Annotated in this window: 14 protein-coding genes; 9 read left to right on the top strand and 5 right to left on the bottom strand. The window is 51.4% G+C overall.

The window, feature by feature from the left end:
- Positions 1 to 146: 146 nt before the first annotated feature.
- From PAEVO_RS29760 to PAEVO_RS29750, 3 genes are all read left to right on the top strand, one after another.
- Positions 147 to 491 carry an ArsR/SmtB family transcription factor gene (locus tag PAEVO_RS29760; RefSeq protein ID WP_100541086.1) on the top strand — a complete coding sequence of 115 codons (345 nt, stop codon included), beginning with the start codon at positions 147 to 149 and terminating at the stop codon, positions 489 to 491.
- An 85-nt stretch (positions 492 to 576) separates the two neighbouring features.
- Positions 577 to 1,074 carry an SRPBCC family protein gene (locus PAEVO_RS29755; protein ID WP_100541085.1) on the top strand — a complete coding sequence of 166 codons (498 nt, stop codon included), beginning with the start codon at positions 577 to 579 and terminating at the stop codon, positions 1,072 to 1,074.
- Between the two features lie 29 nt (positions 1,075 to 1,103).
- Positions 1,104 to 1,505, top strand: coding sequence for a VOC family protein (locus PAEVO_RS29750; RefSeq protein ID WP_100541084.1), 402 nt, complete (start codon positions 1,104 to 1,106; stop codon positions 1,503 to 1,505).
- A 170-nt stretch (positions 1,506 to 1,675) separates the two neighbouring features.
- On the opposite strand, the gene PAEVO_RS29745 is transcribed toward PAEVO_RS29750, so the two are convergent.
- Complete coding sequence (locus PAEVO_RS29745) at positions 1,676 to 2,500, bottom strand: helix-turn-helix transcriptional regulator (RefSeq protein WP_100541083.1); 825 nt, start codon at positions 2,498 to 2,500, stop codon at positions 1,676 to 1,678.
- 138 nt (positions 2,501 to 2,638) lie between these two features.
- On the opposite strand from PAEVO_RS29745, the gene PAEVO_RS29740 reads away from it, so the two are divergent.
- Positions 2,639 to 4,612, top strand: a complete 1,974-nt coding sequence (locus tag PAEVO_RS29740; protein ID WP_100541082.1) for a glycoside hydrolase family 127 protein — start codon at positions 2,639 to 2,641, stop codon at positions 4,610 to 4,612.
- 176 nt (positions 4,613 to 4,788) lie between these two features.
- On the opposite strand, the gene PAEVO_RS29735 is transcribed toward PAEVO_RS29740, so the two are convergent.
- Positions 4,789 to 5,265, bottom strand: coding sequence for a glutathione peroxidase (locus PAEVO_RS29735; protein ID WP_009592987.1), 477 nt, complete (start codon positions 5,263 to 5,265; stop codon positions 4,789 to 4,791).
- Positions 5,266 to 5,531: 266 nt separating this feature from the next.
- On the opposite strand from PAEVO_RS29735, the gene PAEVO_RS29730 reads away from it, so the two are divergent.
- Positions 5,532 to 6,440, top strand: a complete 909-nt coding sequence (locus PAEVO_RS29730; protein WP_100541081.1) for an ABC transporter permease subunit — start codon at positions 5,532 to 5,534, stop codon at positions 6,438 to 6,440.
- A 19-nt stretch (positions 6,441 to 6,459) separates the two neighbouring features.
- On the top strand, positions 6,460 to 7,359 hold the full coding sequence (locus PAEVO_RS29725) for an ABC transporter permease subunit (RefSeq protein ID WP_100541080.1): 900 nt from the start codon (positions 6,460 to 6,462) through the stop codon (positions 7,357 to 7,359).
- 128 nt (positions 7,360 to 7,487) lie between these two features.
- Here PAEVO_RS29725 and PAEVO_RS29720 read toward each other — a convergent pair whose 3' ends face one another.
- Positions 7,488 to 8,957 (bottom strand): alpha-amylase, encoded by a 1,470-nt coding sequence (locus PAEVO_RS29720; protein ID WP_100541079.1) that lies wholly within the window; start codon positions 8,955 to 8,957, stop codon positions 7,488 to 7,490.
- Between the two features lie 307 nt (positions 8,958 to 9,264).
- Complete coding sequence (locus PAEVO_RS29715; protein ID WP_100541078.1) at positions 9,265 to 10,308, bottom strand: YeiH family protein; 1,044 nt, start codon at positions 10,306 to 10,308, stop codon at positions 9,265 to 9,267.
- 159 nt (positions 10,309 to 10,467) lie between these two features.
- On the opposite strand from PAEVO_RS29715, the gene PAEVO_RS29710 reads away from it, so the two are divergent.
- Positions 10,468 to 11,364, top strand: a complete 897-nt coding sequence (locus tag PAEVO_RS29710; RefSeq protein ID WP_100541077.1) for a LysR family transcriptional regulator — start codon at positions 10,468 to 10,470, stop codon at positions 11,362 to 11,364.
- Between the two features lie 164 nt (positions 11,365 to 11,528).
- Entirely contained in the window at positions 11,529 to 11,747 is a 219-nt protein-coding gene (locus PAEVO_RS29705) for a DUF378 domain-containing protein (protein WP_100541076.1), read from the top strand.
- 433 nt (positions 11,748 to 12,180) lie between these two features.
- Here the strand turns inward: PAEVO_RS29705 and PAEVO_RS29700 are convergent, their stop codons facing one another.
- On the bottom strand, positions 12,181 to 13,245 hold the full coding sequence (locus PAEVO_RS29700) for a glycoside hydrolase family 18 protein (protein WP_100541075.1): 1,065 nt from the start codon (positions 13,243 to 13,245) through the stop codon (positions 12,181 to 12,183).
- A 421-nt stretch (positions 13,246 to 13,666) separates the two neighbouring features.
- On the opposite strand from PAEVO_RS29700, the gene PAEVO_RS29695 reads away from it, so the two are divergent.
- Positions 13,667 to 14,638, top strand: a complete 972-nt coding sequence (locus tag PAEVO_RS29695) for an ABC transporter permease (protein ID WP_100541074.1) — start codon at positions 13,667 to 13,669, stop codon at positions 14,636 to 14,638.
- Positions 14,639 to 14,643 lie beyond the last annotated feature (5 nt).

The following is a 14,643-nucleotide window of genomic DNA, read 5'->3' as shown; positions in this document are numbered from 1 at the left end:
GCGGCGAGTGTAAAGTGTTACCGGAGCAGGACTAAGTTAAAGAATTATCGTGGCCATGCCCTTTAAATGGAGGGCTTGGCTTTTTTGCTGCTTAATATTCAACCGATTGGTTGACTTTCTGAGTTCCGTTCATTATAGTTAACCATATGGTTGAACAAAATAACGAAGAACAACTGGATCACATCTTCCACGCGCTGGCTGATCCGACCCGAAGAGAGATGGTGCGCATGATCGCTGCGCGGGAGATGACCGTATCCGAGCTGGCCGAGCCGTTTGACATGTCGCTTGCGGCAGCCTCCAAGCATATCAAGGTGCTGGAGCGCTCCGGCCTGCTGGATCGATCCATTCAGGGGCGGACACATACCTGTCGCCTCAATCCGGGCGTCATGTCCAGGGCGCTGGAATGGCTGCAATTCTACGAACGATTCTGGACCCGGCAATTTGATGTATTGGAACGCGAGCTGAACAAAGCGAAGAAGGAGGAGCATTAGGAATACGGCTGGACATACTGGACAACGATGATAACGTAGGGAAACAGACGGAATACCACTTTGAATATGAGAAGGATGATTAACATTGGAGAATGCCTCTACAACCACGCTGGTCATGAAACGCTTGTTTGAGGTAGCGCCGGAACGAGTATTTGATGCCTGGTTAAACCCCGACATGATGCGCAAATGGTTGTTTACGCTGGAAACGACGAACAAGATCGCCCGTAATGATCCTCGGGTAGGCGGAACCTGGGAGATTGTTGACGTTCGGGAAGGCAAGGAGTACCGGGCCATTGGGGAGTATCTTGTAATCGATCGGCCCCACAAGCTGGTGCTTACCTTCAGGATGCCCCAGTTCAGCGAAACTGTGGACCAAATAACGGTCGAGTTCAAAGCCGTGGACGCAGGATGCGAAATGACATTCACGCAAGAGATCGTTGTCCCTCACGAGGAAGATTGGACCGCAGAGGATATCGAGAAGGCGCTGACGGAGTATCATACTCAGACCGAACATGGATGGGGTTATATGTTTGAGGGATTGAAGCAGCTGCTTGAGACAGGAAAGATAAACTACCCATCCTAATCTGATGAACAAGGGAGCAGTGTTTTGCCATGAAGAGTGTTACCCCGTTTTTAATGTTTCAAGGTAATGCCGAAGAAGCCATGAACCATTACATTTCCATTATCGAGGATTCCGAAATTACAAGCATTGTCCGTTATGGCCCCAATCAGCAGGGAGCTGAGGGAAGCGTTATGCATGCCGCCTTTTCGTTGAAGGGGCAAACGTTTATGTGCATCGACAGCAATGTGAAGCATGATTTCACGTTCACGCCTTCCTTCTCCATCTATCTGACTTGCGAATCGGAAGCGGAGATCGAGAAGGTGTACGGGGCATTAATGGATGGCGGAGGTGCGATGATGCCGCTGGACAACTATGGCTTTAGCCAAAAATTCGGCTGGATCGCGGACAAGTTCGGCGTATCCTGGCAGCTTAATCTGCCGAATGAAGCGTAATAACGTTACGTCATCGATCCATGAGAGACGGGCCCGCGAGGGATCCGTCTCTTTTTGCGCTGATAACGCATCGCTAGCCCACTGCTCCGCGTTCAAGGCCCCGCGGATCCTAAAGTCAACCGAACGGCAGAATATTGCAAATGGCGCAGACCGAGGTCCCATACGGCTTCTTATTCCGTGTACTGCTTTCGGAATTGCAGCGGCGATAGGCCGAAACGCGCGGAGAAGCGGCGCGAGAAATAGGGCGGATATTGAAATCCCACATGCTCCGCAATACGCGCCATGGACCACTGGGTGGTCAGCAGCAGCCGCTTCGCCTGGTCCAGGCGGTATTGCAGCAGGTATTCCGTTGGCGTCAAGCCGTGCGATTCTTTCATGCAGCGTGTCAGGTAATTGTAGTGGAAATGGAGGTCGGACGATAAACGTGCGTTGCTGATGGGCTCACGGTAATGCATTTTGATATAGGACTCCACCTGCTCCGCGATTTTACGTACCCGCGATTGTTCCTGATCCGATCTCGACGGGTCCAGCAGCTCCAGCAGCTCGATAAACAGCGTTTGTTCCCGCCAAAATGCCGTGGATCTCGGTTCCGTTGCCAGCAGGTGCAGGGAATCGAACAGATGATAGGCTTGCTCCGGATAAGGGACAGGGCCTTGTCTTGGCAGCTTGATATTGTGTGAGATCGACTCATGATCGGCAGTGCTCGAAACCGCGGACTGAAAATGCAGCCAATAAAAGGAGGTTTCCTCCTGGCACCCTTGTACAGCGTAGTGGTGCGCGTCCGGCATCAATACGGCCATATCCCCGGCACGCAGTGCCCACTGCATGTCCTCCTCACCCAGAAACAAGCAGCCGCGTTGAACGAGGATAAGGTCGAAGACGCCAAGGTTTCTCCGGTTGGGATGCGACTCGCCTGGCATATAATGCGTTTTTCCGCATTCAAGGAAGTAGGGGAGCGGCGGCGAAGGAAAGGTAAGAACACTCCGTTCCGTCATAGTGACACCTCCAGGGAAGTGTGAAATCGTATAAGAAATTAGGTCAATTCTGTTATCGTTTTCATCCTATCATAGAACGTAGAATGGGAAGTGTCGAGGCTTTATCCTATCGAATTCCAAAAGGAGTGTGTATCCAAGATGATAACTCTTACTTCGCGTTCAGCTGCCGTCCCCCTTAAGCAAGTGAAACTGACGGATCCTTTCTGGTCCCGTTACATAGAGCTGGTAAGGGAAGTGGTAATCCCATACCAATATGAAGCCCTCCATGATCGAATTCCGGGCGTGGAGCCGAGTTATGGCGTGTCCAATTTTCGAATTGCTGCCGGCAGGGACGAGGGGGAGTTTGGCGGTATGGTGTTTCAGGACAGCGATGTCGCGAAATGGCTTGAGGCTGCGGCGTATTCGCTTGCCATTCATCCGGATCCGAAGCTGGAGGAGCAGGTGGATGAGCTGATCGATCTTGTGGCCGCTGCCCAGCAGCCGGATGGCTATCTGAATACGTATTTTACGGTAAAGGAGCCGGAGAAGCGCTGGACCAATCTGACGGATTGCCATGAGCTGTACTGCGCCGGCCACATGATAGAAGCCGGAGTTGCGCATTACCGGGCGACGGGCAAGCGGAAGCTGCTGGATGTGGTGTGCCGCTTGGCGGATTACATCGATACCGTCTTTGGACCCGAGGATGGGAAAATCCATGGGTTTGACGGCCATCAGGAGATTGAGCTGGCACTTGTCAAATTGTATGAGGTAACCCAAGAGCCGAGATATTTGAGTCTGAGTCAGTATTTCATAGATGAGCGTGGGACAGAACCCCACTTCTTCCTTCAGGAGTGGGAACAGCGAGGGAAGAAATCCTTCTATCGCTCGGTACTGAACGCACCGCATTTGGCTTATCATCAGAGCCACCTGCCGGTCAGGGAACAGAAGGAGGCGGTCGGGCATTCGGTCCGGGCCGTATATATGTACACGGCGATGGCGGATCTGGCCGCCAGAACGAAGGACCCGGCTCTGCTTGAGGCTTGCAATAACTTGTGGCGCAACATGGTCCATAAACAGATGTATATTACCGGTGGGATCGGCTCCACTCATCATGGCGAGGCGTTTACGACGGATTACGATCTGCCGAACGATACCGTATATTCCGAGACCTGCGCATCCATCGGGTTGATCTTTTTTGCCCAGCGTATGCTGCAGTTGTCACCCAAATCGGAGTATGCGGACGTGATGGAGCGTGCGCTGTTCAACACGGTCATTGGCAGCATGGCTCAGGACGGACGGCATTTCTTCTATGTGAATCCGCTTGAGGTATGGCCTACAGCCTGCCGTCATAATCCGGGCAAGTTCCATGTGAAGCCGGTTCGGCCGGGATGGTTCGCCTGCGCTTGCTGCCCGCCGAACGTGGCGAGACTGCTGTCGTCGCTGGGTGAATACGTGTATACGATGAATGACGATACGCTGTATACCCATTTGTATATCGGCGGTGAATCGGAGATCCGGTTCGGGGACGTGCCGGTGAAGGTAACCCAGACCAGCGCGCTGCCATGGGACGGGAATGTTACGCTTACGATTGAGCCTGAGCAGGCAGCCGAGTGGACCGTCGCTCTCCGTATTCCGGACTGGTCGCGCGGCAAAGCCATTATGCGGGTGAACGGGCAAGAGGTGATCGTGGAGGATATTACCCAAGACGGTTATGCCTACGTGAAGAGAGTGTGGGCACCGGGAGACACCGTGGAACTGGTTTTCTCCATGGAGATCCATCAAGTAAGAGCCAATCCCCACATTCGGGGGAATGCCGGCAAGGCCGCGATTCAGCGCGGGCCGCTCGTATACTGCCTGGAGAGCGTCGATCATGGAGCGCCGGTATCCTCGCTGTCACTCGCAGGCGATCCAAAGCTTCATTCGCGATTCGATCCGAATCTTCTCGGCGGGGCCGTTGTCATTGAAGGGGATGGATGGCTTGAAGAGTCTGATGATTGGGGTGATGAGCTGTATCGTTCCTCTCCGAAAAAGGTGCTTCCCGCGGCATTAAAGGCCATTCCGTACTATTTATGGGGCAACCGCGGTGAGAATGAAATGGCCGTCTGGGTGCGCGAGCTGCCGCACACGGTATGAAGATCGTACAGTCTGCTCCCCGAATAGGGAGTTGGCAGAGCAGCCAGCATACAAAGGATGCAATGGCAAAGCTTGACTGCCGAACCGCATAACATGAAGGGCTTGCCCAAGGTCGATGGACCTCGGGCAAGCCCTTTTTTAGCCGAAAAGGATATGGGATGTGTGTTAAGCTGCTTTTATAACAGCTTCTTGATATCCTCTTCCATCTTCTCTGGAGTATCCGTCGGCGCAAAGCGTTTGATCACCTTGCCGCTGCGGTCCACCAGAAACTTGGTGAAGTTCCATTTGATCGCCTTGATGCCCAGTGCGCCGGGGGCTTCGCTGGTCAGATATTTGTAAAGCGGATGAGCGTTCGTGCCGTTCACATCAATCTTGGAAAACAGCGGAAATGTTACGCCGTGATTGAGCTTGCAGGCCTCTTCGATCGCGGCATCCTCCTCCAGCTCTTGATTCATGAATTGGCTGCTGGGGAAGCCGAGAACGGCCAATCCCTGGTCGCGGTAGGTTTGGTGCAGCTTCTCCAGACCGTCGAATTGAGGGGCAAAGCCGCATTTGGTCGCCGTATTGACGATCAGCATGACATCGCCTTTATAAGATTCCAACGTTTGGGATTCGCCGCGTATCGTTTTTACTTCATATTCATAGATCGACATCGCCGTAGAAACCTCCTCCAATGAGATGTATTACGTTCAGAGTATATCCTTTTACGGCGGATTGCAATTTGATAGGGCGACATCCAGGGTTTATGAGTGCAGGTACATGGCCATATATGAATTTCAATACCTGATGCGGAAATATCAAAAGTAAAATTTTGTATTTTCATCTGGACTTATTCAGGAGATGTATGATAGTAGTAGAATAAGTGCTTAATCGAATGAACCAAGAGGGGTACTGCTGAAATCATGTGTGGGAGGACGGTATGAGATTAAAAACGCAAATGCTCAAAACGACGGTGACCAGCCTGCTGGCTTTTATGTTCATCGTCCTCATCGTCCTGGTGCCGAGGGATTTGAATCTGTCGGTGGACGGCTATTTAGTGGTGGCAAACTATTCCTTTGATCTGGGTGAGTATGTTACGTATATTCGCGATTATTTTGCAAATGCCATTCAGAACGGGACGCTGGGAGAAACGCGGTATATCGGCCAGTCCTCGGAAGCGGCCGCTTTCGGAGCCGTCGGCAAAAGCCTGCTCGTTATTGTATCCGCTTTACTCATAGGATTCGTGTTTGGCATTCTGAAGGGAGTCCTGGACTACAAATTGTCCAAGACCAAATTCAGCGTGCTGGGGCACTGGACGACATGGCTGTTCCAGTCCATTCCGGATTTTTTTCTGATGCTGATCGCGCAGTGGGTGCTCGTTAGGCATGTTCCGGCTATCCGTTATTTTGCGGTTGACGGCTGGGAGGCCTTCGTGCTGCCTTCGCTGCTTGTCTCGATTTACCCGATTTTCTTCATTGCCCGAATCACGTCGGCCTCGCTGCTTGCACAGGAAGGCAAGATGTACATACTGCTGGCTAAAGCCAAAGGGCTGAGCGACCGAAAGGTTGTCTACAAACATATGCTGCGCAACGGCATCGCGACCATCCTGACCCATCTTCCGGGCCTGCTTGTCTTCATCTTGTCCAACCTGCTCGTGGTGGAATATTACCGCAACTATCCAGGGGCGGCGTGGAGATTGTTTCTGGCACTGGATTTTAATACGTTCAGCGGCACTGGCGGCAATTATGAACCGGGTGTCATTATTTATATCGCATTTTCCTTCATGGTGCTGTTCATGATCGTCCAATGGATCAGTCATTCGGCACGCAAGTACTTTGATCCACGATAAAGATACGAGGTGAGTCGTCTTGAAGAACTTTCCATTATGGATAGGCGGTATTTTGCTTGCTTTCTTCGTTTTCGTTATGCTGGCGGGGCCTTACATGCCCTTCATCGATAAGGATTTGAAGAATGAACCCTCCAGATGGGTGATGAAGGACGGGAAGCAGAAGCTGACCCTTCCGCCCTATAAGCCTTCCTCAAAGAACTGGCTTGGATCGGATAAGAGGGGGGTCGATAACCTGAGCAAGCTGGTTGTGACCGCCAAGGATACGATCCTGCTGGTGCTCGCGATTACGGCTGTCCGATATGCGATCGGGGTGCCCCTGGGATTGATTGCCCGCAAGAAAAAGGGGTTCACCCACCGGCTCATCACCTTTTGGAACCAGTTGTGCTCCTATTTGCCGCCGGTCTTTGCCTCGGCCCTGCTGCTTGCGCTTCCGTTCTTTCTCTTCTCTCAGCAGCGGATGGGCTGGGCCATTCTGATTCTGGCCAGCGTCGAGGCCGGGCGAGTGGCCATCACGATTCAGCAGCAGGCCCACAAGATGGCAAGCGAGCCTTATATGGAGGCCGGAACCGCGTTAGGTCTTCGCACGAGGACGTTGACGAAGAATTACTATATCCCGGTCATGTTCCCCGAAGTGATCGTCAACTTCTGTTTGGATATGGGAAAGGTCATGCTCCTGCTTGGCCAGCTTGCGATCGTGAACATCTTCCTTGGTCATGAGTGGAAGGAAGTTAACTATTATGTCATGGAATTCGTGGAGACCGGGTATAACTGGGCCACGATTCTGTCCAAGCATCGGGCGGAGATCTGGCTAGGGAAGTTCCAATTCGTGGTCTATCCGGCATTTGCCATGATGCTGCTGATCATCACGTTTAACCTGTTAGGCGAGGGTCTGCGCCGCCGTTATCAGGTTAAAGGCTGATCGATGCGTGTCCATTAACGCGAAAAACCGGAAGGATGAGGGCTTTCGCAGGTGTTTTCCTACACATTAGGAGTGCCTGGCGAAACCGATCCTTCCGGCCTTTTTTTGTTCATGTAAAATGCCGCTGTTTACGCTTCTACGGGAATATCCGGGTGTGCCCAGACGGACACGCTGCCGCCGTTCACCGGAAAAAGAGCGAAACCATCCTTGCCGATCGTAATGCGATCCTTCCGGGTACGGGTCAGATCCACCCATACCTCTCCGGCTCGATGCTCGCCGACAAACATCCGCTTATCGCCGGCTTCGCCATTGGTAATGACCACCGCGCAGCCGGAACATTCGATTTCCGGGATGCCGCGGCGAACCCAGCCTATCGTATTCGGATGGTCAAAATAATCATCCTGCTCGCCATACGCCCGATTCGCTCTGGCATACAGCAGCGGGTCGATCGCCTCCCTTTTGCCGGGAATGGGTTTCTCGCCGCCGATTCCGTAATAATCGCCATAGAAGACGGAAGGATAACCGTCCTTTCGCAGCAGGATCAACGCATAAGCGCTCTGCTTGAACCAATCCTCCACCCAGGATTCCAGCGATTCCTGCGGCTGCGAGTCGTGATTGTCCACAAACGTGACGGCATTCATCGGGTGTGATTGCACGAGCGTATCGTCGAAGATCGTCCGCAGATCAAAGGAACGGCCGGCTTTGGAAGCGGCTTGCAGTTTATAGTGAAGAGACACGTCAAACAGATCGATCTTGTAATCTACCGTATCCAGAAAGTTTCGACAGTCTTGAAGCTCGGGATTCCAAAACTCGCCCACGATGTAAAAATCATCTCCGCGCTTTTTCTTCATGGCGGTGGCAAATTCTTTAATGAAGTCATGGTTAATATGCTTGATCGCATCCAGCCGGAATCCGCTGCATTGCAGCGTATCCACCAGCCACTTGCCCCAAGCAACCATTTCCTTGCGTACATCCGGATGACTGTAATCAATGTTGGCAAACATCAGGTAGTCGTAATTGCCGAATTCATTGTCAACGTTATCACTCCATGATTTATTCTCGCCGACGATCCGGTAAATGCCGGAACGTTTGCTGAAATCGTCGTAATCGGTACCGTTAAAATGAGTGAAATTCCATAGGAACGAGGAGTATTGATCCCCTCGGCCAGGGAAGGTGAACTTGGTCCAGCCTTCAATCTCGAATGGCTTGGATATATCCTTGGTCCGATCCATCTCGTCGACCTGCACAACCCGAAACCGCTCGGTTTCATCAGCACCCGCCTTATGGTTCATGACCAGATCCACATAGACGGCAATTCCGTTCTTGTGGCAGGCCGCGATGGCATCGATCAATTCCTGCTTGGTACCATACTTCGTGCGAACCGTTCCCTTCTGATCGAACTCTCCCAGATCATACAGGTCGTATACGCTATAACCATTATCCTCGGCGGACGATGCTTTTGTCACCGGAGGAATCCATACCGCATCGATCCCAGCCTTGCTCAGCTCGGGGGCTGCGTTCTTGAGTCGGTTCCAGTGCGAGCCATCGGCTGCAACATGCCATTCGAAGAATTGCATAATCGTATGATTTCGTTGCATACTTCCATCTCCTCTATCATGATAGCTCTGCATATTTACTGCATACTAAGCTCAAATACCCAAGAAAGCAGGGGAGCTAAACCTTCCACCTGGAATGGGTGGACCGCATACATTTAGTTTTACCCTAAAATGGAAAGAAAAAGACAGGGATTGTCGTATTGGCAGCCATCCTAAAATAGCTTGGGTCCAGCGTTAGAGGATAGGAATGGGGCATCGGTTTTCATCACAAACAACCATCCCCAGCCGGGGAATCCGACGCAGGGGATGGTTTTCTGTTGGTACAATACCGACCGCGCATCCCGCTTGTTTATGCCATGGCATAAGTAAGCAGGATCAGCAGCACGGTGGTGATGGACATGGCCAGCAGCGGACGCCAGGCACCGCGTACATCCTTCAAGTGGACATTCAGGCCAAGTCCGACCATGGCCATGGCAAGAATGAAGGAGGCCGCCTGAGAAATCCAATCCTTGATCGGCAGGGGAATGATCGGTTGTCCGGTAAATTCCCAGCTTCCCAGTACACTCGCTGCCATGAAGCCCAGCAGAAACCAGGGAAACTCCATCCGTGTTTGACTCTGTAAGCGCCCGGTACGCTTCATCCAGACCATGAGCGCAATACTGAGCGGTACGAGCAGAAATACGCGTCCCAGCTTGGCAAGCAGGCTAATCGCAAGGGCGTCCTCCCCTGCCGGAGCGGCTGCGAGTGCCACATGGGCGATTTCATGAAGACTTACGCCCGACCACACGCCGTATTGGGTGTCTGTTAAGGGAAGCAGCGGCTGAACGACGGTATAACCGATAGCAACAATGGTTCCAAGAAAGGCAATCAGCCCTGCCCCAAGCGCAGTGTCCTTCTCCTTTGCCTTGAGGATCGGGGACACGGCAGCAATGGCCGCCGCACCGCATACACCGGTTCCAATGCCGAGCAGGAGGGATAGGGACATATCGGCCTTCAGCCATTTGGCAATCAGCAGGGTAAGAGCGATGGCAAATACGACGCTGATTACATCCCTCATCATTAAACCGAGGCCTTGCTGGAACACGATGCCGATATTCAGCTTTAAGCCATATAGAATGATCGCTAGGCGCAGCAGCCGTTTGGCCGTGAATTGGATTCCAATGCGCAGTCTCTCCGGGTAACCGCGCAGCTGCCGGTATAACGCGGCAATGAGAATCGCCCAGGCGAGCTGGCCAAGGTAGCCAAGGCCCGGCACGCTTGCTAATACGTAACCGATAAGGGCGATGACAAAGGTAAAGGCAATGCCGCCTGCGGCGGCGGGCAGCGTATGCTGTGTCCATCGGATCAGGCGATGGACGTGTTCTTGTGAATTGGAATAGGCTGGCTCTGTCATAAGATGTAACCTCCGATTCGTTCGGTTGGTATGATCCCATCGTAGCTCATTCCATTGGATAAGAAAAATAAATCATTATGATGATCATCATAAGTAAAAAGTTATGATAATATAACTCTTAACCATTCGTGAATATTGCGAACGAAGGAGGCCAAAAGCGTGGATCAACCATTGGAGGTATTCGTTACGGTGGTAGAGAAGGGGAATTTTACCCGTGCAGCCGAGGAGCTGCTGATGACACAGCCCGCGGTAAGTCAATATATCCAAGCGCTCGAGCGGTCCGTCGGCACCAAGCTGCTGGAGAGAACCAATAAATATGTCCGGCTGACGAAAGCCGGTGAGATTGTGTATCATCATGCGAAGGACATTCTGGGTCTGTACACCCGCATGAACACGCTTGTGGACGATTTGATGCATCGGGCAAGCGGCAATCTGTCTATTGGCTCCAGCTACACCTTCGGGGAATATATGCTGCCGCATATGATCGCTTATATGAGGGAGCATTATCCCTTGATCCGCCCATCGATCACGATCGGGAACACCACGGAGGTGGCGGAGATGATATTGCGCCATGAGGCGGATATCGGGATCGTGGAGGGGGATTATCAGGATGAGAAGCTGCATATCGAAGCTTTTGCAGAGGATGACATGGTGGTGATGGTTCCCCGAGACGGGCGGTATGACCATCTCCAGGAGCTGCCGCTGTCCGAGCTTGCGAATGAGACCTGGATTGTCAGGGAAGCCGGATCAGGCACCCGCGAGGCAACGGAGCGGATGTTCTCACGGTATCATATTCACCCTCAGCATATCGTGGAGTTCGGAAGCACCCAGCTGATCAAGGAATCCGTGGAGGCAGGCCTTGGCGTAACGCTGCTGTCTCGATGGGCGGTGCGCAAGGAGGTTCAGCTTGGGACGCTGCATATGCTGGTACCGAACGGCAAGCCGGTGGCCCGGCAGTTCTCCTGGATTACACAGAGGACACCTTATCATACCAAGGCCGTTGAGGTATTTCTCGAGCTTTTGCACCATAAACGCGGTTTCCCCAAAGAAGTCTAAAGAGAGAGAATGATCTCGGTGCAAGAGCATCCCCATTAAGGGGATGTTTTTTTATTCGGACATGATTACAAACGCAATAATTGGTTAAAAATAGATACTAAAATCCTAGAAAAACAAACCATGTAACGAATGATGTGAAAATCGGACGTAAGGGGGGTTAAACGATGAGAACATTTAATACAATTGCTTTGCTGTTATTGATTATCGGGGGCATTAACTGGCTTTTGGTCGGCCTGTTTCAGTACGACCTGGTAGCTGCATTATTTGGAGGACAGAGCTCCGTAGGTTCCCGCATTATCTATACGATTGTCGGTCTGTGTGCATTGTACTCGATCCGCTTCTTTGGTGATGTTACGAATGACGATCGAAATACAGCCAGATAAGTTACATTTAATGACATATAAATGACATAAGTAAAGAGAAAAATCCATACTCTCATAGATGAAAAAAAGCCGTTCCGTATTCGGGAACGGCTTTTTTTCTGTCAAATTCCAAGATTGTCGGTGAGTTGGAACTCTCATGTAAGGTGCAAGATCAACATATACAGTATGAAATTTCCAGTGTTTATAAGGCTTTGCATGCTCTATAGTTAAAGATAAAAACGACATATTTACGGAGTTCGGAAGGAACTCATAAAATAAAGCCAAGCCATTGCAGCGCAAGCATCAGAAGTTAATGATATGACAGATAACATAACACGTCACCTGTCGTCAGCCTCTTTTTTGCGTGAGCAGTGAAAAAGGACTCCTTCACCATTAGGAAAGAGTCCGGAACGATTAGCTAGATAAAGAGAGATGATGGAGGGGAGTGAGGCTGTTACGACTCAGGCAGGTTCCCGCTCTGTTTAGGAGCGCGGAATGCTTTGTACATGGCATCCACCAGGCTGTGCGTCGCATCACAGCTGTATTCCCAGAACATGATGCCGGCCAGTCCCTGCTCCTGTATGTATTTGCATTTATGAGTCAGGGACTCGGCATCATCGTAAGTGATGAAGCTGCTGCCGTCGAATAAATAAGGCGCTTTGGCTTCGTCGTCCCAGTACCGCTTATATGAAGGTTTATTGAGATATTCGGCAGCGAGCTGAGTATAGGTAGGGCCATAACCACCGGAGGATGGAGCGAGCTGGAGGTAGCCGTTGTTCACATCCGGCACATCCTTCCATTTCCTGGAGTAGAATGCGGCGCCGATCACGATTTTTTCGGGCGGCACACCGGCTAGGGTAAACAAACGGACGGAAGCATCAACGCTGATTCGGAACAGATCGCCGGTGGAGGTGTACAGGTTGGTGTGGTGGCCCGTCAGCGTCTGGAAATTGCCGCGCATGTCGTACGTCATCAGCTGAATGAAGTCGAGATAGGGGTGGATGTCGCCTATTTCGGTGCCATCGATATAATATTGATCGGCTCCGGCCGCGATGGTCAACAGATAGTGCTTCTTGCCCCGTCCGTATTGATCCAGCGTTTCCCGGAGCTCCTTCAGCAGCAGCGTGAAGTTCTCCTTGTCGCTTGGCGATGCCGCCGTTCCGGCGATCGAGTAGCATGGATACTCCCAATCCAGGTCAATGCCGTCGAATGGAAACTCTTGCAGCAGCTTGATCGCCGATTCACATACGCTTTCTCTTCCTTCCGGAGTAGCTGCAGCTTTCGAGAATCCGTCGGAGCCCCAGCCGCCAACAGACAATAGTATGGTTAATTCGGGATTGATGGATTTCAGGCGTTGGATCTCGTGAATGGTGTTCGTATCGGTATACGTAATCTTGTCTTCTTGGATATGGGCGAAAGCGATGTTCAAGTGAGTGAGCCGCTTGGCATCTTCGGCCGTGATCTCGGATAAGATCTTGCGTCCAGCGTAGCCGGCTAAAAACCAGGATGATGGCTGCATGCGTAATACCTCATTTCTTTTAGAATATGTCAGTTTTGCTTTTACGGCTTATTTTTCCAACTTACGGTCAGATTTGACATCTGTCAAGGATCATCCCAATAGTCTAGATGACAATTTACCGTAGGAAACGGGGTCAAAAACCACATGTTTTCTTACCCGAAAACGACAATGACAAGAGTGGGAAGGGCGTGAAAAGCCCGTCATATCAATGCATAGAGCCATTTCGAGTAGACCATTGAAAATGACATATTTACGGATGGTGCCGCGGTCCATACACTTGGGATGTAAGCGTTAACATTTATAAAGCGGGCGAAAGCCGCACGCTGAGGAGTGGTCAGGAAGGCTCTTTCTTATACATTAAACAGGGGTGCTTTTCCGAACAAAATGGCCGGATTTTCATTAGAAAAGGAGGGGGCAACCTATGCAGCAAGATGGTCAATCCGCCCTGTCGCAAAGCTTATCGGTTAACACGATGCCGAATCGTAAGAAAAATACATTATGGAGGAGGATGATTCGAAACTGGGAGCTGTATTTGTTTATAGCTCCGGCATTTCTGTATTTTGTCATTTTCCATTATGGTCCGATGTACGGGATCCAAATCGCCTTCAAAAACTTCATCCCGACGTTGGGAATAACGGGAAGTCCGTGGGTCGGATTCGACCACTTCGAACGCTTCTTTAACTCTTATTACTTCTGGGACTTGCTCTGGAATACGCTCAGCATCAGCTTGTATGAGCTGGCCATCGGATTTCCGCTGCCCATCATTCTGGCATTGGCCTTCAACGAAGTGAAGGATTCATTCTTCAAGCGTACGGTACAGACCGTCACGTATGCGCCGCATTTTATTTCCGTCGTGGTTATGTCCGGTATGATCATTACCTTCTTGTCGCCTTCGTCCGGCATGATCGTAAATTTTGTGGAAATGCTGGGCTTTCAGCCGCCGCAATTCCTGACAGATCCCGCTTGGTTTAAGACTGTGTACGTGCTGTCTGGCGTCTGGCAGAGCGCGGGCTGGGGTACCATTATCTATCTGGCTGCATTGTCGGGTGTCGATCCGCAGCTGCATGAAGCTGCCGTCGTGGACGGTGCGAGCCGATTCAAACGCATTCTGCATATTAACATTCCGGCGATTGTACCTACGATCACCATCCTGTTGATTCTGAACATGGGCAGCATTTTGGGCGTCGGATTCGAGAAAATCCTGCTGCTGCAGAACCCGCTGAATATGAGCTCTTCCGATGTCATCTCGACTTTTGTTTATCGCTCCGGTCTGGTTGACGCACAGTACAGCTTCTCTACCGCCGTCGGATTGTTCAATTCGGTCATTAATGCGATTCTGCTGATTGCGGTGAACCAAATCGCTCGTCGCACCAGCGAAAACAGCCTGTGGTAGAAGGG

Source organism: Paenibacillus sp. GM2FR, from assembly GCF_002803325.1.
GTDB classification, from domain to species: Bacteria; Bacillota; Bacilli; order Paenibacillales; family Paenibacillaceae; genus Paenibacillus_AQ; species Paenibacillus_AQ lautus.
Note: the sequence above shows the minus strand (reverse complement) of the source record. Positions and strands in the feature narration are given on the sequence as shown.

Bases quoted from the DNA above. Each gene is read 5' to 3' on its own strand.
- PAEVO_RS29760 (WP_100541086.1), top strand. From the start codon at position 147: ATGGTTGAACAAAATAACGAAGAACAACTGGATCACATCTTCCACGCG.
- PAEVO_RS29750 (WP_100541084.1), top strand. From the start codon at position 1,104: ATGAAGAGTGTTACCCCGTTTTTAATGTTTCAAGGTAATGCCGAAGAA.
- PAEVO_RS29745 (WP_100541083.1), bottom strand. From the start codon at position 2,500: ATGACGGAACGGAGTGTTCTTACCTTTCCTTCGCCGCCGCTCCCCTAC.
- PAEVO_RS29740 (WP_100541082.1), top strand. From the start codon at position 2,639: ATGATAACTCTTACTTCGCGTTCAGCTGCCGTCCCCCTTAAGCAAGTG.
- PAEVO_RS29735 (WP_009592987.1), bottom strand. From the start codon at position 5,265: ATGTCGATCTATGAATATGAAGTAAAAACGATACGCGGCGAATCCCAA.
- PAEVO_RS29730 (WP_100541081.1), top strand. From the start codon at position 5,532: ATGAGATTAAAAACGCAAATGCTCAAAACGACGGTGACCAGCCTGCTG.
- PAEVO_RS29720 (WP_100541079.1), bottom strand. From the start codon at position 8,957: ATGCAACGAAATCATACGATTATGCAATTCTTCGAATGGCATGTTGCA.
- PAEVO_RS29715 (WP_100541078.1), bottom strand. From the start codon at position 10,308: ATGACAGAGCCAGCCTATTCCAATTCACAAGAACACGTCCATCGCCTG.
- PAEVO_RS29705 (WP_100541076.1), top strand. From the start codon at position 11,529: ATGAGAACATTTAATACAATTGCTTTGCTGTTATTGATTATCGGGGGC.
- PAEVO_RS29700 (WP_100541075.1), bottom strand. From the start codon at position 13,245: ATGCAGCCATCATCCTGGTTTTTAGCCGGCTACGCTGGACGCAAGATC.
- PAEVO_RS29695 (WP_100541074.1), top strand. From the start codon at position 13,667: ATGCAGCAAGATGGTCAATCCGCCCTGTCGCAAAGCTTATCGGTTAAC.